16 protein-coding genes are annotated in these 24,137 nt (G+C 38.8%); 9 read left to right on the plus strand and 7 right to left on the minus strand.

Going from position 1 to position 24,137, the window contains the following annotated elements; translation table 11 throughout:
- Positions 1 to 26 precede the first annotated feature (26 nt).
- Complete coding sequence (locus BTO08_RS20910) at positions 27 to 404, plus strand: DUF2541 family protein (protein WP_005364537.1); 378 nt, start codon at positions 27 to 29, stop codon at positions 402 to 404.
- 76 nt (positions 405 to 480) lie between these two features.
- Here BTO08_RS20910 and BTO08_RS20915 read toward each other — a convergent pair whose 3' ends face one another.
- Positions 481 to 819 (minus strand): gamma-glutamylcyclotransferase family protein, encoded by a 339-nt coding sequence (locus tag BTO08_RS20915; protein WP_105062485.1) that lies wholly within the window; start codon positions 817 to 819, stop codon positions 481 to 483.
- A 209-nt stretch (positions 820 to 1,028) separates the two neighbouring features.
- Between BTO08_RS20915 and BTO08_RS20920 the strand changes: the two genes are divergently transcribed.
- Entirely contained in the window at positions 1,029 to 2,675 is a 1,647-nt protein-coding gene (locus tag BTO08_RS20920) for an ABC-ATPase domain-containing protein (protein ID WP_045127646.1), read from the plus strand.
- 121 nt (positions 2,676 to 2,796) lie between these two features.
- Here BTO08_RS20920 and BTO08_RS20925 read toward each other — a convergent pair whose 3' ends face one another.
- Entirely contained in the window at positions 2,797 to 4,266 is a 1,470-nt protein-coding gene (locus BTO08_RS20925; protein ID WP_105062486.1) for an EAL domain-containing protein, read from the minus strand.
- 257 nt (positions 4,267 to 4,523) lie between these two features.
- Here BTO08_RS20925 and BTO08_RS20930 point away from each other — a divergent pair, with 257 nt between their 5' ends.
- On the plus strand, positions 4,524 to 5,822 hold the full coding sequence (locus BTO08_RS20930) for a DEAD/DEAH box helicase (RefSeq protein ID WP_005364529.1): 1,299 nt from the start codon (positions 4,524 to 4,526) through the stop codon (positions 5,820 to 5,822).
- A gap of 72 nt (positions 5,823 to 5,894) precedes the next feature.
- Here BTO08_RS20930 and BTO08_RS20935 read toward each other — a convergent pair whose 3' ends face one another.
- Both BTO08_RS20935 and BTO08_RS20940 read right to left on the minus strand, forming a co-directional pair.
- A complete protein-coding gene (locus BTO08_RS20935; protein WP_242446317.1) occupies positions 5,895 to 6,917 on the minus strand; it encodes an HAD family hydrolase in 1,023 nt (340 codons plus the stop codon).
- A gap of 75 nt (positions 6,918 to 6,992) precedes the next feature.
- Positions 6,993 to 8,843, minus strand: a complete 1,851-nt coding sequence (locus BTO08_RS20940) for a beta-ketoacyl synthase (RefSeq protein WP_105062487.1) — start codon at positions 8,841 to 8,843, stop codon at positions 6,993 to 6,995.
- 156 nt (positions 8,844 to 8,999) lie between these two features.
- On the opposite strand from BTO08_RS20940, the gene BTO08_RS20945 reads away from it, so the two are divergent.
- Positions 9,000 to 9,977, plus strand: a complete 978-nt coding sequence (locus BTO08_RS20945; protein ID WP_105062488.1) for a GlxA family transcriptional regulator — start codon at positions 9,000 to 9,002, stop codon at positions 9,975 to 9,977.
- A gap of 94 nt (positions 9,978 to 10,071) precedes the next feature.
- On the opposite strand, the gene BTO08_RS20950 is transcribed toward BTO08_RS20945, so the two are convergent.
- Together BTO08_RS20950 and BTO08_RS20955 are read right to left on the minus strand one after the other, a co-directional pair.
- Positions 10,072 to 15,111, minus strand: coding sequence for an Ig-like domain-containing protein (locus BTO08_RS20950; RefSeq protein WP_105062489.1), 5,040 nt, complete (start codon positions 15,109 to 15,111; stop codon positions 10,072 to 10,074).
- A 336-nt stretch (positions 15,112 to 15,447) separates the two neighbouring features.
- The gene (locus BTO08_RS20955) at positions 15,448 to 17,355 is read right to left on the minus strand and encodes a DEAD/DEAH box helicase (protein ID WP_105062490.1); all 1,908 of its coding nucleotides are present in this window, start codon (positions 17,353 to 17,355) and stop codon (positions 15,448 to 15,450) included.
- 739 nt (positions 17,356 to 18,094) lie between these two features.
- Here BTO08_RS20955 and BTO08_RS20960 point away from each other — a divergent pair.
- The 4 genes from BTO08_RS20960 to BTO08_RS20975 all read left to right on the plus strand — a co-directional run bounded on the left by BTO08_RS20960 (position 18,095) and on the right by BTO08_RS20975 (position 22,819).
- Positions 18,095 to 20,119 (plus strand): exoribonuclease II, encoded by a 2,025-nt coding sequence (locus BTO08_RS20960; RefSeq protein WP_105062491.1) that lies wholly within the window; start codon positions 18,095 to 18,097, stop codon positions 20,117 to 20,119.
- Between the two features lie 75 nt (positions 20,120 to 20,194).
- On the plus strand, positions 20,195 to 20,770 hold the full coding sequence (locus BTO08_RS20965) for a DUF1415 domain-containing protein (protein ID WP_105062492.1): 576 nt from the start codon (positions 20,195 to 20,197) through the stop codon (positions 20,768 to 20,770).
- Between the two features lie 145 nt (positions 20,771 to 20,915).
- Positions 20,916 to 22,157, plus strand: a complete 1,242-nt coding sequence (locus tag BTO08_RS20970; RefSeq protein ID WP_105062493.1) for a GGDEF domain-containing protein — start codon at positions 20,916 to 20,918, stop codon at positions 22,155 to 22,157.
- Positions 22,158 to 22,633: 476 nt separating this feature from the next.
- Entirely contained in the window at positions 22,634 to 22,819 is a 186-nt protein-coding gene (locus tag BTO08_RS20975; protein ID WP_045147560.1) for a hypothetical protein, read from the plus strand.
- 54 nt (positions 22,820 to 22,873) lie between these two features.
- Here the strand turns inward: BTO08_RS20975 and BTO08_RS20980 are convergent, their stop codons facing one another.
- Positions 22,874 to 23,149, minus strand: coding sequence for a PepSY domain-containing protein (locus BTO08_RS20980; protein WP_105062494.1), 276 nt, complete (start codon positions 23,147 to 23,149; stop codon positions 22,874 to 22,876).
- 470 nt (positions 23,150 to 23,619) lie between these two features.
- Between BTO08_RS20980 and BTO08_RS20985 the strand changes: the two genes are divergently transcribed.
- Positions 23,620 to 24,111, plus strand: a complete 492-nt coding sequence (locus BTO08_RS20985; RefSeq protein ID WP_105062495.1) for a hypothetical protein — start codon at positions 23,620 to 23,622, stop codon at positions 24,109 to 24,111.
- The last annotated feature ends 26 nt before the right edge of the window (positions 24,112 to 24,137 follow it).

Below are 24,137 nucleotides of genomic sequence, written 5' to 3' on the forward strand. Positions count from 1 at the left end.
GCAGTTTTTACTTGTGAGATTTCTTTATGAAACTAAAAGCGACAATGGCTGCTGCAATCATGCTTTCTACGATGGCATTTTCAACAACAGCTTCAGCTGATACATTTACATTAGGTCGTACTATTCTTCTTGAAGCTAAAAATAGTCACGCTAAGATCCCTGTACCACTTTGTCGTAATACTAAATCGATTCAGATTAAAGCTGAACGTGATGTATTTTTAACAAAAGTTGTCTTTAAATTTCAAAATGGCTCTTCGCGCGTATTCCAGTTTCAACGCAAATTAGATAAAAACGAAAAAACAGATTGGCGTCGATTCTCTTATGAGCGCTGCGTAACAGATATTCAAGTGCATGGCCGTGCTGAAGATGGCAGTGCTGGCATTAAAGTACTCGGACGTCGATAAGCCAATTTATTTAAAAACAAGAGCGCTATTAATAGCGCTCTTGTTTTTTATATTTCTATAATATTGTCTGAACAACTTACATTTCAGTTGGACTTAAACGATACACGAATGCGGATTGTTCAGAGCCATCGTCAAGAATAACGGTGATCACTACACGGTCATACCCCTCGCCTTCAAACTCATCAATTCGCTGCCAATGCGTTGTTAAATCATCAGACGTAAAGAGTAAGCCTTGAACACGTTCCCCTTCTGATTGCGGTACAAAAGCAGGATAACCTAATGTCGCTCCTTTACCGTTTGGGTAAATAAATCCAATTGCGCTCGCTTTTTGCCAAGAACCTTTCAAATCAGAAAGCACATAGGCATTAGATTGTTCTGGCGCCAAAGTGCCATAAACGAATAATGTATTAAGCACGAATGATGAATCCTCACTACAAGTCACACCTTATTAACTAAACTATAAACCTAAGGAAACGACACATTTAAAGCAATAATAAAAAACACTAATTATTGTGATCTCGTTTAAAGTTTACATGCTAAATATCAGACTTTAGTGTAATATCCAGCCCCCGAACACACTAGATTCTCGGTGCTGTGCACCATAACGAACGATATCGAGGCGATATGCAATTACTCGAAGCCAAACTCCATAAAATTGACCGTCATAATTACCGCAGCTATACGAGTATGCGCGGTGAATACCACTTCGTTGATTTCGACTTTTATATTGATACCGTTCAATCGGATCCGTTTGCTCCGGCTTCTCGAGTACGTGCTCGTCGTGCATGGTCACTTACAGACTTAGAATGGTTACGTGAAAAATCTTCAGTCTATCAATGTGCAGCACGAGATTTTATTGCTCGCTTTTTTGCTGATTTATCACAACAAGATAATGCAGTACTAATTGATATGCCTGGACAGGTGATCCTTGACCGTACGGCTGTGGTATTTGATGACGAAGGTATCGAATTACGTTTTCGTGTAAACCTTCCGGCTGACGGTCGTACCATCATTGCTAAGCGTACAATGAATCTCTTAACTTTCCACCTACCAAAAATGATCCGCCGTGCAACGATTGCACGCGAATTACCAATGGAAGAGTTAAAAGCCCACTGTGAAGCAGCAGAAGATCAAGTAGCACTTCGCGCACAGTTAAAAGAACATAAGCTATTAGCTTTTGTTGCTGATGGTAGTATTCTTCCTCGCCTTGCAGGTAACAGTGATTTACCACTTCCGAATGCTGTACCTTTTACAAGCCCAGATAACCTAGCAGTAGAGCTTGAAGCGCCACACAAAGGTAAAATCCGTGGTATGGGTATTCCTGAGGGCATTACTTTAATTGTTGGTGGTGGTTTTCATGGTAAATCAACGCTATTAAGTGCCATTGAGCGTTCTGTTTACGATCATATCCCTGGTGATGGTCGTGAGTACGTCGTAACCAATTATAATGCCGCTAAGATACGAGCTGAAGATGGTCGTTGTGTTCATAATGTTGATCTATCGCCTTACATCAGTAACTTACCTATGGGTAAAGACACCACAGCTTTTACTAGCCAAAATGCATCAGGTTCAACTTCACAAGCTTCTTGGTTACAAGAATCGATCGAAGCTGGTGCTGAAGCATTATTGATTGATGAAGATACTTCTGCATCAAACTTTATGATCCGTGATGAGCGCATGCAGGCTCTGATTTGTAAAGATGATGAGCCAATTACGCCACTTGTTGACCGTATAGCTTTACTTCGCGATCAGCATGATATCTCAGTAATGCTTGTTATGGGTGGCTCTGGTGACTATTTAGATGTTGCCGATACTGTTATTCAGATGCATAACTATGAAGCAGTAGATGTAACAGATAAAGCACGTGAAGTTGTTGCTTCTCACCCTACCCGACGTAAAGCTGAAGGCACAGAAGTTATTGTTCGTCCTCGCACGCGCCAAATAAACCGTAGCGCGCTGCAAGCGTTACTTGAAGAAGGAAAATTCCGTATTCAAGTGAAAGATAAAACATCGTTACGCTTTGGTCGTGAATACGTTGATTTACAAGCGTTAGAACAAGTGGCTCATCCTAGTCAATTACTTGCTATTGGTTACTTATGGTTCCAACTTGCACAACTTAAAGGTTGGGAAAAAGTCCCTGCGCGTGCATTTGCTAACATGCTGCATGATAATTGGGCTGATATGATGCCTAAATACGGCGAAATGTCGAAACCTCGTGTAATTGAGGTAATGGCTGTACTTAACCGTATGCGCAAAGCTGAATTTAAGTAATAACTTTAAATATCAATAGCAATAGCAATAGCAATAGCAATAGCAATAGCAATAGCAATAAATGATAAAGCCCACATATCGCATCAAGCAATATGTGGGCTTTATATTATCTGGATTTATATTAAGATCTGGCGTATTTGATAAAGTCATCCACAGATAAGGGTTTGCTAAAATAGTAACCTTGAATCAAGTCGATTGATAAATTCTTAACTTTATTCAACTCTTCTTCTGTTTCTACCCCTTCCATTATAATTGGAAGTTTCCATGTATCTAAAAGATCGATAATTTTAGTTAAGATATCAAAGGAAATAATGTCATTTTTAGAGGATATAAACATCCGGTCTACTTTAATGACATCAATCGGCAACTTATGCATTGTTAAAAAGTTAGAGTACCCTGTGCCAAAATCATCCAGTGCCCATTTAACACTATGGGAATGCAGTAAACACATTGCTTCTTTAACATCTGCTATATAATCAAAACGCTTATCACGTTCAGTTAATTCAAACGTTATTCTATTTTTTAAACGAGGATTTTGCGTTAAAAACTGAATAACACTTTCAACAAAATCATCATCCAATAACATATTAACAGTGACATTTACTGAAAAATACATCTCTGGGTTGATTGTATCAAGAAGATCTTGATCAATAGCTAACTGATTAAGTAACTCTAACGTAACTGTGTTGATTTGCCCTGAATCTTCTAAAATATTAATAAAGCTTGCAGGTGACAGTATTTTCTGCCTTTTATAGTTCCAACGGCACAGTAATTCAACGCCAACAAATCGATTCTGTTCAATAGAATACACGCCTTGATAAAAAGGAATAAATTCTTTATTTCTAATACCTGCATTAATATCAATTAAGATATTATCTTGTCTAACTTGAACTTTTTCAATCACTGAAGGAATGAGTAAAATAATCATTAAAACAGGAAGAAATGCAATCAAATAAATATCTAAAAAATGTGAAAGTGATATTCCTGTAATAACGCTAAGACTTAGGCCATGCAGTGTATCCTCTGCAATAGTAAAGGTATCTTTATTATTTCCGGATAAAATCGTATTATCGATGTTACTCACAACATAGGAGTTAAATATACTACTTGGAGGCGTGATCGCTTCTTGATAGAAAATCATTTGATAGAAACCACTGCCAAATTTAAACATATAAATAAAAGCTGGAGAACCATAAATATCTTTTTTATCGATATAATAATAAACAGCTTTATTTTTATATTCATCCACTTTATTTGATAAGTCTGCAACAATATCTTTCTTAATAGATACATCACGGTCTGAATAAATATATTTACCATCTTTAATATAGAATATACCCTTCAAATCCTTATTATCCACTACGATTTGTTCTAACATCGCTTGTCGTTGAGCTTTAGGGATTTGGTTATAATGACTGCGTATCACCTTTTCTTCTGGTTCATGAACAGCAGTATATATTTCATAAGCGACAGATTCATTAACGCTATGTCCTGCAATGTAGGAGTACAGTAGCGAAACGATGAAAGTAAATATCAGACTAAGTACAAAGATGATGTAACTTTTCTTATTGTTTTTCTTTGAAGCTGCCATTTTATTCTAATATGTTATATTTATGGCTAAATGATACCCTATAAGCATCTCACACTCATATAAAGATACTTATTGTCACGACAAAAAATACAAATGGAGGAAGCTTAAATCAAAACCACTAACATATTACGTTAAGATAGCGGATTAACCTAAAATCAACTATAATATGCCACCATTTTAACGGCAAGATGATTACATCCATAAGCAACTGAGTTTATGAATGTAATCGGCTATAGCCGACAGTTTAGGAACAAAGCATGTCATTCTTATCACAAGGTTTTTCTCAAGATTTAGTTAAAGCATTAACTGAAATAGGTTATGAAAAACTCACACCAGTGCAACAAAAAGCTATCCCTCAAGCACGTCGCGGTGCTGATATTCTTGCACTAGCACAAACAGGTACAGGCAAAACCGCCGCTTTTTCACTGCCAATTATTCAAAAATTAATTGAAAAACCAAAATCAAAAAGCCGCTTTAATGTTCGTGCTCTAATTTTGGCACCGACTCGTGAGTTAGCAGAGCAAATTGCTAACAACATCAATGAGTATGCAAAATATACTGACGTAAACTGTACTGCTATTTTTGGTGGTAAGAAAATGTCAACACAAGAAAAACGTCTTGAGCAAGGTGTTGATATTCTTGTGGCAACTCCAGGTCGCTTAATCGAGCATATGGAATTGAATAACGTTTCGCTTGCGAATCTAGAGTTCTTAGTATTTGATGAAGCTGACCGTATGCTTGATATGGGCTTTATTGGTGCTATTCGCGTTATTCTTGATGATATTCGCACCAAGCCACAGACCATGCTGTTCTCAGCAACATCATCAGCACAAATGAATTCATTAGCATCTGATATTCTTCATAAACCACAACGTATTACTGTAACACCTGAAAACAGTACTGCCGATACTATTGCTCACGTGGTTTACCCTGTTGATGAAGATCGCAAGCGTGAAATGCTGTCTGAATTAATTGGTAAAAAGAACTGGAAACAAGTGCTCGTTTTCGTTAATTACAAAGAAACAGCAAATCAACTAGTTAAAGAATTAAAACTCGACGGTATTAAAGCAGTACTTTGCCACGGTGATAAAGCACAAAGTGCTCGTCGTCGTGCATTAGAAGAGTTTAAAGAAGGTAAAGCTCGTGTAATGGTTGCAACAGAAGTTGCTGCTCGTGGTCTTGATATTCAGAACTTACCTTATGTAGTTAACTACGACATGCCTTTCCTTGCAGAAGATTACGTTCACCGCATTGGCCGTACAGGTCGTGCAGGACAAAAAGGTAATGCTATTTCTTTTGTTAGTCGTGAAGAAGAACTAACACTAGTGCAAATTGAACGTCTAATTGGTCAACGTATTCACCGAGTGCAATTAATCGGTTATGAGCCAAAGAGCCGTGATGCATTACTTGAGCGTATGCACTCAAAGCCTGCTTTCAGTCAACGTGAAGGGCGTAAGAATAACCCAACACAAGATCAGTCAGCTGCAGAGCGCCGTGCACGTTTACGCCGCGCTATCAACATTAAAGCGACAAAGATCACTACACTTAAAAAGTAAGTTTTTTCTTAGTGTTTGATTCGAATAAAAATGATTAAAAAAGCCGAGCATATTATGCTCGGCTTTTCTTATTTAGGGCAATACACGCTGTTGTGATTGAGTTGGATAGATCTGACACCAATCATTTTTCATGTCGACGACTTGCCATTTATTCTTTTTCGCCGCTTCCATCAGCGCTGGTGTAAACTTACCCTCAAATGAGTCTGCACCATACTTCCACTCACGCTTTGCATCAGTGTGGTGGATTAACATACCAAGGCTTATACCTTGTTGAGAGGTCGTCCATTTCAACATCGCTTCGTCACCAGTTGAATTACCAATGGCTAAGATTGGACGTTTTCCAATAATGGTTTCAATGTTGATCGCTTTCTGTGGGCCATCATTGATGTAAATCAGCTTCTTGTTTTTCTCTAATTGACCATCTTTATAGTCATAACCAAAAGCGGTACCGATCACATTTTGTGCTGGGATATGATAAATCGCTTCGCTCCATGGTTTAACGAAAGAGCTTCCTCCACCCGTTACAATGAAGACATCAAATTGGTGAGCTTGTAAGTAATCAATCAGTTCAATCATTGGTTGAAATACCAACGATGTATAAGGACGCTTAAAACGAGTTGATTGATTGTTTTTAAGCCAATTAAGTACATCTTTCTTATATTCAGCAGGCGTCATACCTGATTGCGCCGTTTCTAAGATAGGTACTAATGCATCCCATCCTTTTTTGAAAATCGCATCAGTATTGTTATTTAAAACCCAACTATAAGGTGCGGTAGTTTTCCACTCTGGATGATTAGCACTCTTCTTTTTTATTTGATCAAAAGCAAATAAGAACTGAGTATAGGTTGGCTTTTCTGACCATAATGTACCGTCATTATCAATCACAGCAATACGATCAATAGGTTTTACATAATCCTTACTACCTTCTGTCGTTACTTTTTCAACAAAATTCAATAATGCACTTCTTGGTTGACTATTTGCCCATAACGGCAACGAGGCCGTATTCTGCTGACATTCGACACTGAAAGCCGGTAAAGTAAACAGTGATAACACTACACCCACAAGCCCTATAACTATTGCTTTATTCTTATTCACACTGATATTCCAGATATTAAAAAGGGTAAGTTAAATAATAACTTACCCTTTCAGAAATGCGAGAAAATATCCCTCTTAGCTATAATCTGAGTATGGATTTACCGTACCCAGATCAATTTCTTGCTCAAATTCAGATAAGCGTAGTCTATCTTGCGTCATGGTAATTGAATTTTCATCCATCACCGCTTCGCCAAAGTGATAACGAATGGTTTCTTGACCGTGGCAAGCTGCTTTATCATTACTACATGATGCATCAGAAATAGCTTGGTTAGACTGATAATAGCGAGCCATCACAGTCTGACCATGTTTTGCCGTTAACATTGTTAATGTTTGCTTAGGTGATAAGACAAGGCCTGAAGCATTATTACCACCAAACCCTTTTGCATTTAAAATAACCGCTTTGTAATCTTGCCCCATTTCTCCTGCAAATTGATGATCCATTAATATATTCAAGTTTGAGTGATGAACATCATCAGCAATGTGATCGATGGTTTTAATTCCCGGGATCCAACCATGTTGCCATACACCCAACGATGCCACTAACTGATCACCTGCAGCAGCACTCATTGAGTGACCGACATACGATTTAATCGCCGTTACAGGCCAATTATCAATCTTAAAAGTTTTTGCTACTTCATTAAGAATGTGGCTTTCAGTAACACGGTTTTGTGGGGTACCTGTACCATGCGCTTGTACGAAAGTTTGCTTAACGCCCTCTTCACCTAAAATCGCTTTCGCCAGTGCTGCAGCTTTTGCAACCGTGATATAGTTACCTACACCGGGTGCCGAAATAGACTTTTTATTAGCGTCTGCATTTACGAAGACATCTGCCACTGAACCGTAAATATTAGCCCCTAGCTTAAGTGCTAGTTCATCATCCATTAACACTACAAATTGGGCTGATTCAGCCATAGTGAAGCCAGCGTTGGCAGAAAATGGGCGACATGCACGACGATTATCAACCTCATCACTGCTATCAAGCGCTTTTAATTGGGCATCTTCTGCCAGTGCGCCCATAACACGGAAGCCTTCCATTATTTCAGGGATCACTGGCGCTTCAGCATTACCGACAATCACGACTTTTGATTTTCCGTGTTGAATGTCGTACATACCTTGGCGTAAGTTATACAAAAACGTCGCGCAAGCCCCCATGTTAGTACCAGTTGTCCCAATACTATTAATCACGTAACCATTGATAAAATCAGCTGGCATTTCAGCCAATGACAACGCCATCATTTTAGAACTAACACGCCCACCTGTGAGGGAAGCTGCAAGCATACCACCTAATGAATTATCATCGATTTGCGCTAAACCACTACCCGCATAAACTGACACTTCATCGGGCTTAATCTGTTTAAGAATTTCATCCCACTCAACGCCCAATGAATTTAATGCATCTGATGCACCATAGATAGTTAAGCTAAGTCCACGAGGATGGAAACGTGAATTGTATAAAGAAGCAGGATTGAAACCAGCGGGAATATTTCCACCACTAGTAACAGGGAAAGCAACACGATCTTCAATCAATGCATCAAGGTTACCATTAACCGTGATATGTACTTTGCTCCCATCCACTTCGACTTCCCAATTATCAGGAATTTTGGTCGGCAGTTTCGACTTACGTAAAGTAAAACAGATCTTATCGTTGTCCGTATTTAAATTGGCTTTGTATTGATACAGTAAATTATCAGGATCAAAAGAATCGATACGACGAACAAATGTACCAGCTTTAATTGCATCAATGACGTCAGCAGTAACGTTATTATCTGTTTCCAATCCCATTCGAGAGGCGAGATCCTGCCATGTTGATTGCATCACATCAGCTGAGAGAACATCAGCAACCATCAATTTATAGCTATGAAAGCCTGAACTACGACCAGCAGCATTAATGCCGCCTAAACCTACAATTAACGGTAACTTTGCCATTTAAAATCCCTGACTTATATTTAAACACTGTTTTAAAACAGGATAACAGTATTAGATTGTTTATCATCTTAAATTTATGCCAAAATAACTGTCATATGTGCCATTTATAAAAATAACAAGCAACAGAATTAATATTCTGATCACACAGGGGAAGGTATGAAAATTGGTTTTGTGCTCTATCACCGAGCTTTGATCACAGGAATATCACTAAGTGCTGAAATGCTCACCAGTGCAGCTAGCCTTCGTGATCGAAAAAGCCAAAAAGCAACCCCATTTGAGATAAAGGTGATTGCACCTAGTCTTATATCCCCCAAATTGACTGCTGGTATTCGTATTCAACCCGATTGTACCTTTGCAAATGACAATTCATTTGATGTCATTATATTACCGCCCATGTGGGGGAACCCATTAGCTTCACTGACCAAACATCCTGAAATCCCTCATTGGCTCATTAAGCAGTACCAGAATGGTGCTAAAATTATTGCGACAGGAACTGGCGTTATCTGGCTTGCTGAAACGGGTTTATTAGACCATCAAACAGCCACAACTCACTGGTATTTTCACGATAAATTCTCTCAATTATATCCAAAGGTAAAACTCAATAAGCAGGCATCAATCACGTCCGCCAATGGGCTTTATTGCACCGAAAGTATTAACTCACAAACAGAAATGGTGTTGTATTTTATAACGAATAATTTTGGTCAGAAGATTGCCAAAACGATAGAGACACATTATGGACATGAGATCAGTAAATCCGATCATCAACCATTTTATGAAATTGGAGGACAGGTACAATTTGATGAATCAATTGCTTTAGCGCAAGATTGGATCAGACTGAATATGAACAAGTCGATCACCGCAAAAAGTATGGCTGAACATTGCCAATTACCTTTACGCACCTTCAATCGTAAATTCAAAGATCAGGTAGGATTGGCACCTCACCAATACCTTCAAAAGATACGAATGGCTTCCGCAAAAGAGCTTCTGCGCGATTTTGGAATGACAATCAATGATGTTTCAGAACAAGTAGGTTATAAAGATAGTTATCATTTCTCTACCATATTTAAAAAAGAATTCGATGTTACTCCGAATCAATACCGAAAAATGGTAAGAGCTAAAGCCTATAACGCCTAAACACATTACAGTAAATAAAATGAAGCCTATTACCTAAATTTTCTTTCTTATTGAAAGTATATAAGTAATAGGCTTTTGTCGTTTAATTTAACACTTATGAGTGTACTGCTGCTGTAAACACATGATGATCATACAATGAGCTAACAATATCGTGAGAGCTACTATGATCAGTTAATGAAAAACCATTAATATCGACATTATCTAGAACAATATTTTGCTCTTTCCCGCTATCAGTCTTCACTGTCAGCTCAAGATCTTTTTTCGATGCATCATTATCGATAATTTTCGCATCAACATGAGACAATAAGGTATCTAAACTGTCTTGATGCTCATATTTATCTAATAAGTCACTGATGTTTAACTTATCTTCACTAACTTTAAAATCGGTAATGTGATCCGTTGAAACCTTATCTTTACTGATAGTATCAAATAGGAACAAATCACGACCAGCACCACCGGTTAGAATGTCGTTTCCATCACCGCCAGATAGTGTGTCATTACCGTAACCACCTAACAGTAAGTCATCCCCATCACCACCATTGAGCGTATCATTACCACCGTCACCCAATAAGATATCATTACCACCATTACCGTTTAGGGTATCGTTACCGCCATATTTACTGCCAGCAAAATGATCAATATTATCAGTAATAAAGTGGTCAAGATCGATCGTATTAACTTCACGTCCCAATTGCTGATGTAAGTATTCTGTTAATACTTCAGCCGGTTTATGTCCTTTTGAATGATCAATATGATCAAGCATTCCAGCTTTATCCATCCAATCTAGATTTAATGCATCACCAATCAGTACATCGCCATCCATACCACCGCTAATAGTGTCACTTCCCGGTACAAAATGTTGACCAATATTATGGAACACACCATCTAGATCGTTGGCATTTGTAATTATCTTTGAGTAGCTAGGCGCGTTTGGATTGTTATGATCATAGCCAGTTCCCATCTGAGCAATCTGATTAATTTGTGTAGCATCAGCTGAAGGGCCAACCGCTATTGAAACTATTTCAGTACCTTTTAAAAAATGAATACCTTCAGGGTGAAATTTATCTTCATCCTTACCATCACTTAAAAAATAGATAACGTTGCGTATAGACGGATCTGTTATATGTTGGCTTATGTCACTTAGTGCACCTTCAAATTGAGTGCCGCCACCAGCAACAAGCGAATCAATATAGTTATTTATCGTTTGATGTTGATCATTAACAAATGTCTTTGATGTTTCATCATAGTGGAACGAAGTATTACCTTTAACATCACTACTGAAGGTAACCATATTAAACGTAATTTTACTTTTATCTTCGACACTATCGATGATGCTCGATGTTAATGTTTGATATGATTTTTTTGCCATATCAATAAGTGAAGGCAAACTATTAAAGTTATCACTGTATTCCGTACCATCAGATGCCTTTATCTGAATATTGTCATACGAACCTGCATCATACTGTAAACCCGCTTTTAACTGATCATAGCTTACTGTCACCCATCCTTCTGTATGACTTACTTCTTTACCGTCAGCCGCTGTCAGTTGTGAATTTCGCCCAACATATACTTCGTAACTCTTTGCAACATGGCCTTTAACAGCATCTAATGTTAGCAAACGACCAAAATACATACTGCCAGATATATCCATAACATAGTTAATATTAACTGGTTGCTGATCTGCTTGTGGTGGGGTTAAGTCACCTATCAACAAATCTGAACCATTACCACCAGTAATTACATCATCACCGTTGCCACCTTGTATTACCACACCATCAACTTGATACTGATGTGATGCTGTAGCTGAGGCGGTATGGTTAGCACCATCAGAGGTAACAACACTTACATCCACCGTTCTATCGGGATCATCTAGTAAGTCTTTACCTTGCACATCGATCTCAAAGTGGCCATCTTTGGCTACACCATGATACTCATGACCATTAACAGAGAGTGTTATTTTGTCGCCATCTTTAACATCTTTACCCACATCACCAATAATGGGTACGTTCGTAGAATGTGCTTCTTTTTGAGTGAGAAGATTATCGTCAGCAATTGATGTTATTTGAATGCTCGCATCAATAACGACTTTATAAGACTCATGAGCTGTTGCCGTCACTTCGTGTGCGACACCGTAACTGGTGGTTACCGAAGCCGTCGCTTCATCAGCATGTAAAACATCACTGCCTGTAACTTCCACACCCCACGTTTTATCTGCGGTTACTTTGGTAGTGTACGAGTTTTTACCAATAGTGATCGTTACAACATCACCCGGCTCAACGTCTTTACCCACCGTACCTGTAATTGGCAAGTGCGCTTCGTGACCTTCTTGTTGGGTGATCACGTTATCGCCAGTGATTGGATTGATGGTGATTGCCGCTTCTACTTTAACGGAGTAATCATGGACTGCATGAGCAGTAGCAGTATTACCTGCTTTATCTTCAGTCGTAACTGATGCTTCTACCTTATCTAAAGGCGCCGTTAATAGCGTATTACCGTCAACACCGTCTAATGCCCACACTAAACCGTGTGCACCTTGCACCACTTGGGTTGTACCCAGAGATTGACCATCCAGTGTGACGTGAACAGTATCACCTACTTTGACATCACCACCAACAGTACCTGTGATGGTTTGTTTTTGATGAGACTCTGCAGCATCCACCACATCATCATGTGCAATGGTGTCGATAGTGATAGTGGCGTTAATGCTGGTATCGACATCATATGGCTTGTCAGTCTGTGCACTTGCATGGTGTCCTGCATCATCGCTGGTTGTTACGCTTGCAGTTACCTCGTGGCCTTTGTTTTCAACCAATGCAGAGCCATCAACGTCAACCGTCCATGTTTTATCACTGCTAACCTGAGTCGTGTAATCGTGACTACCAATGTGAACAGTAACCGTATCACCAGCTTTAACATCACCACCAACAGTACCTGTGACTGGCACTTTACTGTGCGATTCTTGCTCGTTGATAACGCCATCGCCACCGATGTTAGTGATCTTGATTGTGGCTTGAATATCAACCTTGTAGGGTTCATCCGTCGTTGCGGTTGCTTCGTGTGCGACACCGTAACTGGTGGTTACCGAAGCCGTTGCTTTATCGGCATGTAAAACAGCACTACCTGAGACCTCTACAGACCATGTTTTATCAGCGGTCACTTTGGTGGTATACGAATGGTCACCAATAGTGACCGTTACAACATCCCCCGGCTCAACGTCTTTACCCACCGTACCTGTAATTGGTAAGTGCGCTTCGTGACCTTCTTGTTGGGTGATCACGTTATCACCAGTGATTGGATTGATGGTGATTGCCGCTTCTACTTTAACGGAGTAATCATGGACTGCATGAGCAGTAGCAGTATTACCTGCTTTATCTTCAGTCGTAACTGATGCTTCTACCTTATCTAAAGGCGCCGTTAATAACGTATTACCGTCAACACCGTCTAATGCCCACACTAAACCGTGTGCACCTTGCACCACATGGGTTGTACCCAAAGATTGACCATCCAGTGTGACGTGAACAGTATCACCCACTTTGACATCACCACCAACAGTACCTGTGATGGTTTGTTTTTGGTGAGACTCGGCAGCATCCACCACATCATCATGTGCAATGGTGTCGATAGAAATAGTGGCGTTAATGCTGGTATCGACATCATAGGGCTTGTCAGTCTGTGCACTTGCATGATGGCCTGCATCATCGCTTGTTGTTACGCTTGCAGTTACATCGTGGCCTTTGTTTTCAACCAATGCAGAGCCATCAACGTCAACCGTCCATGTTTTATCACTGCTCACCTGAGTCGTGTAATCGTGACTACCAATATGAACAGTGACTGTATCACCAGCTTTAACATCACCACCAACAGTACCTGTGACTGGCACTTTACTGTGCGATTCTTGCTCGTTGATAATGCCATCGCCACCGATGTTAGTGATCTTGATTGTGGCTTGAATATCAACCTTGTAGGGTTCATCTGTCGTAGCTGTCGCTTCGTGTGCGACACCGTAACTGGTGGTTACCGAAGCCGTTGCTTTATCGGCATGTAAAACAGCACTACCTAAGACCTCTACAGACCATGTTTTATCAGCGGTCACTTTGGTAGTGTACGAATGGTTACCAATAGTGACAGTTACAACATCACCCGGTTCAACGTCTTTACCCACCGTACCTGTAATTGGTAAGTGCGCTTCGTGACCTTCTTGTTGGGTGATCACGTTATCGCCAGTGATTGGATTGATGGTGATTGCCGCTTCTACTTTAACGGAGTAATCATGGGTTGTTTGGGCTGTTGCTGTGTTGCCTGCCTTATCTTCAGTCGTAACGGACGCTTCTACCTTATCTAAAGGCGCCGTTAATAGCGTATTACCGTCAACACCGTCTAATGCCCACACTAAACCGTGTGCACCTTGCACCACATGGGCTGTACCAAGAGATTGACCATCCAGTGTGACGTGAACAGTATCACCCACTTTGACATCACCGCCAACAGTACCTGTGATGGTTTGTTTTTGGTGAGATTCGGCAGCATCCACCACATCATCATGTGCAATGGTGTCGATAGTGATATCAGCCACTAATTGTTGATGTGCTTGTGGGTAAACGTTATCTTTATGTTCCTTATGCTCACTTGGAATATATGCTGTATCAAAACCCGCGACAGCAAGCATTTTGTCATTGTCGTAAAGTATTTCCCCAAAGCCACCAATAGATGAACTATCAAGCGTATGAATTCCAGCACTAGGATCTTTCAGTTCTATAGTTGGATCTTGATCATCGAGTATTTTTTGTTGTAATACCGCAACTTCAACATCCAAATGACCATCAAAATGCTGCTTATCACTACTATCGTAATGATGGGATTCCTGCCCAAATGAGAATTGTTGATAAAATGCCGTATTATTGGTGGCAGGGCCTGTTGATATATGCTGAAGAAAGCCATCAACGTTAGAGATATTTACATTTTGATTTTTTGAGCCAAGTACAATATTAGAATTATCTGGTAATAATAAAAGATCACCCTTTTGGAGTTCCATCCCTGATGCAAGTTTAACAATTTGACCATCTGAATTTTTAATTAAAATATTCTTATCTAAAGAAACAACCAAACAATCAACTAATAAAGAAATGACTTTCATACTACATCCTCAACAAACATCCCCGAAAGGTATCAGAGATGAGTGATGTGTCAATTGTATGACAAAAATAAACCACAAAAAATCATATTGCAGAAAAATATAAGCAAATATCGATATTAAATAAAAATATAAAACATTCTCAATATTAACGATATATAAGTACAAATTAATATTTAATGAATATAAATATCAACTTGAATAGAAATAGAATAAACAACTAAATAAATTCTTATGATGCTCTCGTTTTAACTTAATTACTATTAGTTAAAATTCAGACACAAAAAAGCCGAGTTAATTAACTCGGCTTTTATTTAGCAATCTAATTTAATGAATAAATTATGCTTCTGTGCGAGGCTTACGATCTGTGCGAGGTGCACCATCACGGTTACCACGGTAACCACCACGTGTGTCATTACCACGATTACGGTCAAAGCGACGCTCACCACCACGTTCACCACCACGATTACCGTCACGGTTACCACGGTAGCCACCACGGTTGCCGTCACGATTACCATCACGGTTGCCGCTACGAGGACGGTGTTCACGAAGAACTTCGCCTTCAACAACTACAGCTTTAACATCATTTTGACGAATGCGTAGTTTCTTAAGCTGAGCAGCCACTTCTGCTGTCATCTTCTTAGGAAGTTGAACAAAAGTATGCGTTGGAGCAAGTTTGATTGCACCAATGAACTCTTTGCTTAGGCCTAGTTCGTTTGCGATTGCGCCAACGATATCTTTAACCTGAACACCTTGCTCACGACCAACTTGTAACTGGTAAGTATCCCAATCAGCATTGTTGTATGAACGACGTTCACCACGCTCACCACCGCGCTCACGACGGTCGCCACGCTCACCGCGGTCACGATCGTTACCACGACGCTCACGGCGTTGTGATTCACGTTCGATAGCTGCGATCATTGGGTCTGGACCTTTATAGAATAAAGGACGGTTACCTTGCTGACGCTGAAGAAGCATTGCTGCTAGTGTTGCTGCATCAACATCGATTGACTCTTGTAGTTTTTCTACAAGTTCAACAAACGCTTCTACACTTGTTTGTTCTTTTTGTGCTGCTAGTTCTTCACCTAAACGGTTTAAACGAGATGCAGCAACTAAATCACGTAGAGGAAGTTGAATTTCTTCCATGCGAGACTTAGTAACACGCTCGATAGTACGAAGCATACGGATTTGGTTTGTGCGAACTAATAGAATCGCTTTACCAGCACGTCCTGCACGACCTGTACGACCGATACGGTGAATATAAGATTCAACATCGAACGGGATATCGTAGTTAAATACGTGTGTAATACGTGGAACATCAAGACCACGTGCTACAACGTCAGTTGCAACTAAAATATCAATAACACCACGTTTGATGTGATCAACAGTACGCTCACGTAGCGACTGTGGGATATCACCGTGAAGTGCCGCAGCTTTAAAGCCACGAGATGATAACCAATCAGCTAGACGCTCAGTATCTTGACGAGTACGAACGAATACGATTGATGCATCTGTATCTTCAGTTTCAAGTAGACGACTCATTGCTTCGTCTTTCTCTACGCCTTTAACAACCCAGAACTGCTGCTCTACTTTAGAAACAGTACGGTTTTCACCAGCAACGTCAATGCGTGCAGGGTTACGTAGGAAACGATCAACGATTTCTTTAACGATTGGAGGCATAGTTGCAGAGAAAAGCACACGCTGTGCTGTTTCTGGTGCTTGTTCCATGATCCATGTTACATCGTCAACGAAGCCCATCTTCAACATTTCATCAGCTTCATCAAGAACAAAAGTATGTACTTCGTCTAGTTGAAGTTGCTTACGTGAGATAAGGTCTTTTACACGACCAGGTGTACCAACAACGATGTGAGCACCATTTTTAAGTGCACGCATTTGATCAACGATTGAAGCACCGCCATAAATTTCAAGAACCTTTAGGCCTTTGATATTTTGACCAAGTACTTTAATTTCTGCAGCAACCTGAATTGCAAGCTCACGCGTTGGAGCCATAACAATTGCTTGTGGTTTGTGCTGAGATAAGTCAACTTTGTTTAGTACAGGCAGTGAGAATGCTGCTGTTTTACCAGTACCTGTCTGCGCTTTACCAAGGGCATCAGTACCAGTTAGTAGTAGAGGTATAGACGCTGCCTGAATCGGCGTTGGCGCTACAAAGCCCATGTTGTCTAGTGCAGATAGAAGTGTGTCGGCCAAGTCTAGTTGGCGAAATTCTGTTACAGTTTCTTGCATTGGGATCCCAATATATGAACGACTTAAAAACGGGGCCCCTTTGCTACATACGGGTTCTGCAACAGCAACCTCAAGCACGGGCCTCGACTAATAGGGGGCGTATTGTGAGGTAATACTTGATAAAAAGCCAGAAAAAATTGAGGAATGTCACAAAATAAGTCTCAAATTACTATTTCTTGAACAATTAGAACATCAGATAAACATAAATATTCATAGACTTGTTATTATTTAACCTATCTTACTGTTAATACTTTAAATATACGGAGGAAAGTAACCTTAATAGTTAATCATCTCTCATTTATAGCCAACAGTTTCTTATCTTATAAATAGAATTTCAAATTCCTTTCCTTTATCTTTCTTATTTGAAAGATGATTATTTAACACTCACCAATGTACATTAACTTTATTCTAAAAATAACAGCCGTAATACACTGATAAATAATGTTATTTCAGCATCGCTTCTTCAATTAATTCAAGGCTTATGTACCCATAACTAGTTAAAACATTAAAAAGGTCGTATTAGCACCTATTTATAATCTCAGCGCTTTATTTTTAATACCTTTACATTTCCGATATTAACCTTTTCCCTGAAATTTTTTAGTTGTTATGCAAAATATGCATCGCTTTTATTAAATCCTACTAATGAAAAGCACATTTAATGAAAATATCCTGCTCAAATATTGGTTTTATCAACCCAAAAAAGTATAGTGTCAACGTCAATAATCTGAGACCAGGTATAATGTTTCAAGATAATCCGCTGTTAGCACAGCTTAAAAAGCAAATTCAAGAAACACTTCCTAAAAAGGAAGGTTATATCAAAGCAACTGACCGTGGCTTTGGCTTTCTAGAAACCGATAACAAAGAAAGCTTTTTTGTTCCGCCTTTGTATATGAAAAACGTTATGCACGGTGATCGTGTTATGGCTGTTATTCGAACAGAAAAGGAACGTGAAGTAGCTGAGCCACAAGAGTTAATTGAACAATCAATGACACGCTTTATTGGTCGAGTGAAGCTAATTCGTGATCGCTTGCACGTTGTGCCTGATCATCCTCAGCTTAAAGATGCCATTAAAGCCAAAGCAGTTAAAGGTTTGAACCCTGAAACGCTTAAAGAAGGAGATTGGGTTGTAGCAACGCTAACCCGCCACCCTCTTACAGACAAAAACAAAACATTCTTCTGTGACATTAAAGAGAAAATCACAGACAGTAATGATAAAATTGCACCATGGTGGGTTACGTTAGCACGCCATGAACTACCCAATGCAGAACCAGCACCACAAGAAAGCTGGACTATGCTAGATGAAGCACTTGAACGTCAAGATCTTACTGATTTACCTTTCATTACTATTGATGGTGAATCAACTAAAGATATGGATGATGCCATCTACACAGTTGCAAATGCTGATGGTAGCTTTGATATTACTATTGCGATCGCAGATCCAACCTCTTACATCGCTGTTGGCGATAAGATGGATGATGAAGCACGTGAGCGTGGTTTTACTATCTATTTACCAGGTCGTAATATTCCAATGCTCCCTCGTGAATTAAGTGATGAGCTTTGTTCATTAATTGAAAACGAGCAGCGACCTACTCTCTGTTGCCGAGTAACTGTCGATAAAGATGGTGTTATCCAAGATAATATTACTTTCTTCGCAGCATGGATAAAATCGCAAGGCCGTCTATCTTACGATAACGTCTCTGATTACCTAGAAAATGGCAATTGTGAAAATTGGACACCAAACGCTGAGATCGAACAACAAGTTCGAGCATTACAAGCGTTTGCTGACGCACGTACTAAATGGCGCAAAGAAAACGCTGTTGTATTCCCAGATCGTCCAGATTACCGTTTTGAATTAAGTGAAGATAACGATGTTGTTGCTATTCATACTGATGCGCGTCGTACAGCAAATCGTATGATTGAAGAGGCAATGATCACAGCTAATATTTGTGCTGGTCGTGCGCTACAAGAAAAATTCGGCACTGGTGTATTTAACGTTCATAGCGGTTTTAACCCTGAAAAGTTAGATGCAGCAATGGAGTTTTTAACCAATGCTGAAGCACCTTTTGAAAAAGAGCAATTGCTTGAACTAAATGGGTTTAGTGCTTTACGTCGTTGGTTAAATACACTTGATAGCACTTATTTAGATAATCGCTTACGTAAATTCCAAGCATACAGTGAAGTGGCAAATAAACCTGCTCCTCACTACGCAATGGGCTTAGATGTCTACGCTACTTGGACATCACCTATCCGTAAGTACGGCGATATGATTAACCACCGCCTATTAAAAGCGCTAATCACAGGTAATGAGCCAAGCCAAACCCCTGATGATAATGTTGGTGATGAAATTGCCTTACATCGTCGTCGCCACCGTATGGCAGAGCGTGATGTTTCAGATTGGCTATATGTTCGATTACTAAAAGACGCCGTTAAAAATGCTACCGTCTTTAATGCTGAAATATTCGATATTAATCGCGCTGGTATGCGTGTACGCCTATTAGAAAATGGCGCTGCCGCGTTTATTCCTAGCTCATTAATTCTAGATAATAAAGAACGTATTAGCTGTAGCGGTGAACTCGGTATTATTACCATTGATGGCGTAAAAGAATATCAATTAGGCGATACCTTTGAAGTAACACTTGCTGAGATACGTAGCACAACTCGTCAACTTATTGCTAAACCAGTAAAACAATTCCCTGCGCCCGAAAAGCCAGAGAATACTGAATCAGCAATAGCTGAAGAGAATAAAGAAGAAGTTAAAGCATAAACCTTCTGTTATCACTTCAAAAAGGTCAGCCTTTGCTGGCCTTTTTTATAACTAAAACTATTGGAAAGTCAGTCTATGAAGTCAACAATCGCCGAAAATGATCAAGCGCTTAATGATATTGAGCAAAGTGTTCAGCAATGGCTCAATGATGTTGTGATTGGTTTAAACCTTTGCCCTTTTGCTGCTAAACCTCAGCGTAACAAACAAATTAAAGTTCATGTAAGCAATGACAAGACAGAAAACGATCTGCTTGAGTCCATTTATTTACAACTTAAAGAACTCGATGAAACACCACCACAAGAGTTAGAAACGACACTTGTTGTCGCACCTTATTTACTTGAAGATTTCGATGACTACAATCAATTTCTTGATTTAGTTGAAGGGCTTGTCGTCCAACTAGGTAAAAGTGGGATATATCAAATCGCTAGTTTTCATCCAGATTACTGCTTTTATGGCACAGAGCCTGAAGATGCTGAAAACCTAACAAACCGCTCACCGTATCCTATTTTTCATTTGATCCGTGAAGAAAGTATGGAGAAGGTACTCAAGCACTACCCTGATCCAGAGGCGATCCCTGAGCGAAATATTGACTGTGTTGAAAATTTAACACCAGAGCAAATTAAACAACTTTTTCCCTACCTAAAAAAGTAAATAGATAATTTAAGTTATTGATGTGTTAGCCGATATAGCTAAAATAGTCGCTACGGCTAACATGTTCATGGAAGAGAATAAATACGAATAATTATTAGGCTCGTATTCGCTCATAAACAAACGTATTTATTGAAGGTTAAGATTAATGCTCCTTTTTTCACACTTTCGTTCAGCAGGCATGCGGTTAATGATCCCGCTAACGATAGCAATCTTAATGTTAATAGCATTACCTTTTTCCACAGTATCATTGGCTAACTATCAAGATCTTCTTGTCAATATTCCCTATATTCTATTTACGATTGTTATTTTTCTAAGCCAACCATTTAATCAAGGCAGAACCGGTTATGTTGCACTAATTATGTTAGTTGCATATATAATTATCATTCATTACCTGCAAACGCCTTTGACAAACGATAACATAAAACTCATTTTTAGCTTACTTGCAGGTTTACTCCCCTTTAATCTTCTACAAGTGCATATCATGCCAGATAAGCGCTTATTTTCTCGTTTTGGCGCACTATTTTCTGTATTTTTACTACTACAAGTAGGATGGGCAGCTTTAGTATATAAACACTTTAACGGTACAGATCTTACTTCTTGGTGGGATACATACCTTTTTACTTATCGAAACTTGTCGCTATTACCATTAGTTATATTGTTATTAAATCTCGCCTTGGTATGTAGCAGCGCATCAACACTTTTGAAACGAAACCATAGTTCAGATCAAGCCGTCTTCATTTGTTTGCTGTTTAGTTTTGTTACATTTACCTTTTTCCAATACTCCTTCATCTCTAGTGTTGCATTCAGTATTGTCGCGGTATTACTACTTATTAACATCATCAGTTGTAGCCATGAATTAGCCTTCATTGACCAACTTACAGAAATCCCGGGGCGTCGTGCTTTAGATAATGAACTTAAGCATTTAGGAAGAACCTATACCTTAGCGATGATTGATGTTGACCATTTTAAGAAATTCAATGACAAATATGGCCATGATACTGGTGACGACGTACTCAAGTTAGTTGCTACTCTTATGAAAGACATTGATGGTGGTGGCAATGCCTACCGTTATGGCGGGGAAGAGTTTACGATTTTATTCAAAGGGAAAAGTATCGATGAATGTTTACCTTTTCTTGAAGAATTAAGAGAAAAAATTGAAAAGTATAAAATGATTATTCGTGATCATGATAAGCGCCCCGCCAGCAATCGAGCAGGGTCTAAAGCTCGTGGACAAGATAAAACATCAAAATCAGTCAAAGTAACAGTCAGTATTGGCGTTGCAGAAAACTATTTAGAACAAGAACCAGAAGATGTTTTAAAACAAGCTGATAACGCATTATATAAAGCGAAAGAGGCCGGAAGAAATCGTGTTCAATGTGCACAATAGCCAAATCTTTATAGTCACGCTAGTAATATAAAAAAAGCCCGATGTGTGCATCGGGCTTAATACATTGTGAACTTATACTCATATAATTAAAGAACAACCAATCCAGTATTGATAAGCAGCGGCCAAACTTTATTCAATACTATTTTTGAAGAACATCCACAGACTCATTTTTCATTCATAGCCTCAGATTATTCACAATCTGCTTGTTTTTATCTTTATAAAACTATCAACAAATCAAACATATCACACAAAATTTACAATCGACCACTTTATTTAACCAAACAGCAGAATAGCTTGTTTATTGATATAAAATGACTGTCTTTATGAACATCATGCTTCTTTTATTCATTTTATTACTGCAAAAATGCAGGTTGTTAAGCCATTGTTATATATTTTTAGTATAAAATTATAGGGTCAATCTCAATTGGCAATTATTCATCGTGGCATATGATAATGATATAGATGGAGGACTGAACATGAATAACCAAGATAGAATTGAAGATATCGAACAAAAAATATCTATTGCCTATCAAGAAGGTCATTTTGATCAGGCCCGGGCCCTAGAGAAGCAATTAAAGAAAATGCGGGGACACCATAATTTATATGACCAAAATGACCCTTACTCGCTAGAGGGACGTTTTTATTATGATGATCACGACTAAAGAAGTAATCATTTAATATCAGGCGATGATTATTCATCGCCGTTTTTGTATTGCTTAATCCAACTGTTCTTGCATGATGTCACCTGTATAGAGATCCATTTCAATCTCAACACGATGACCATCTTTATTTAATGCATCGACTTCTATCTCATTATATTCTCGCACTACCTTAATTTTTCGAAAATCATAATAGCCACCTTTTTCAAGAATTTTCATGGCCTTAGGGATGCTAATTACGTCTGAAGGCTTTTCTATCGGATCGGCATGAGCTGTTGACATAAAAAACAACCCCATAGTGCTGACTGATAGCACAAATAGCTTAAATTTCATCTTTTTCATCCATCTGAGCTGCAGTATTTATCAATAGCCTTAAACAACACGCAAGCTATTATTAACCAAAATAAAATTAGATATCACTACCATCAACGACCCCATACTATTTAACTACATATATGACTATTATCTCTTCCCTGCTCTTATTTAATTTAAGTGTAACGAATTAATCAATATTGAGACTCTCGATTTAGAGAATTATGTAATAGAGTAAGACAATGTCAATTTCCTTTATCGTCATCAACAAAACTAAACTTACTGCCATTTGTTCATATGTTACATTTTTACATCACATCTATCTTATTCTTTATTAAAAAGATTTTTATGTATATTGCAATGTAAAAAAACACCCATCAATTTCGTATACAATTGTTAGCATTAGGAAAAACTTGCTAGTACAGGCTTGCTCCTTCTTCATTCAAGGGGTATAAAATAAAGCATATTTTATCGTTTAAAGAGCGTTATCAATGAAAAAGTTTGTTTTAGCGGCAGCGATTGCATCATCATTATTACTTACTGGATGCAGTGACAAAGTTGACGAATCAACAATCAGTAATGTTGTACAATCAAGCCAGTACGAACAACCAAATCTTGGTATAACAGCTGATACAACTCCGTTTGAAGTTAAAAACCTAAAGATTGATAAAGTATTACTTGATACCAAAACTGATTACAGAGCAAAAGTAACTTACGATCTTGTTGCAACAAAGAGTCTTGAGCAATTCAAAGAATCAATGCGTAAAGTTGCAGAGCAGCCAGCAAAAGAAAATAATGCCGCAGATCAAACCAAAAACGATTTAGGTTCAGCATTAACCAGCCTTAAGAACAACCTATCTTCAGAAGTTATGGTTGTAGCTTACGGAGCGAAATACGGCGATTTCAAAGCAGGTCAAGTTGTCGATACCATTTCAGAAGAAGTTGCACTGAAGAAAGTTAATGATCAATGGGTTAAAGATTAATTAGGCCCATGATCTAAACGCCTATT

Origin of the sequence: Photobacterium angustum, assembly GCF_002954615.1 — a bacterium.
Classification (GTDB): domain Bacteria; phylum Pseudomonadota; class Gammaproteobacteria; order Enterobacterales; family Vibrionaceae; genus Photobacterium; species Photobacterium angustum_A.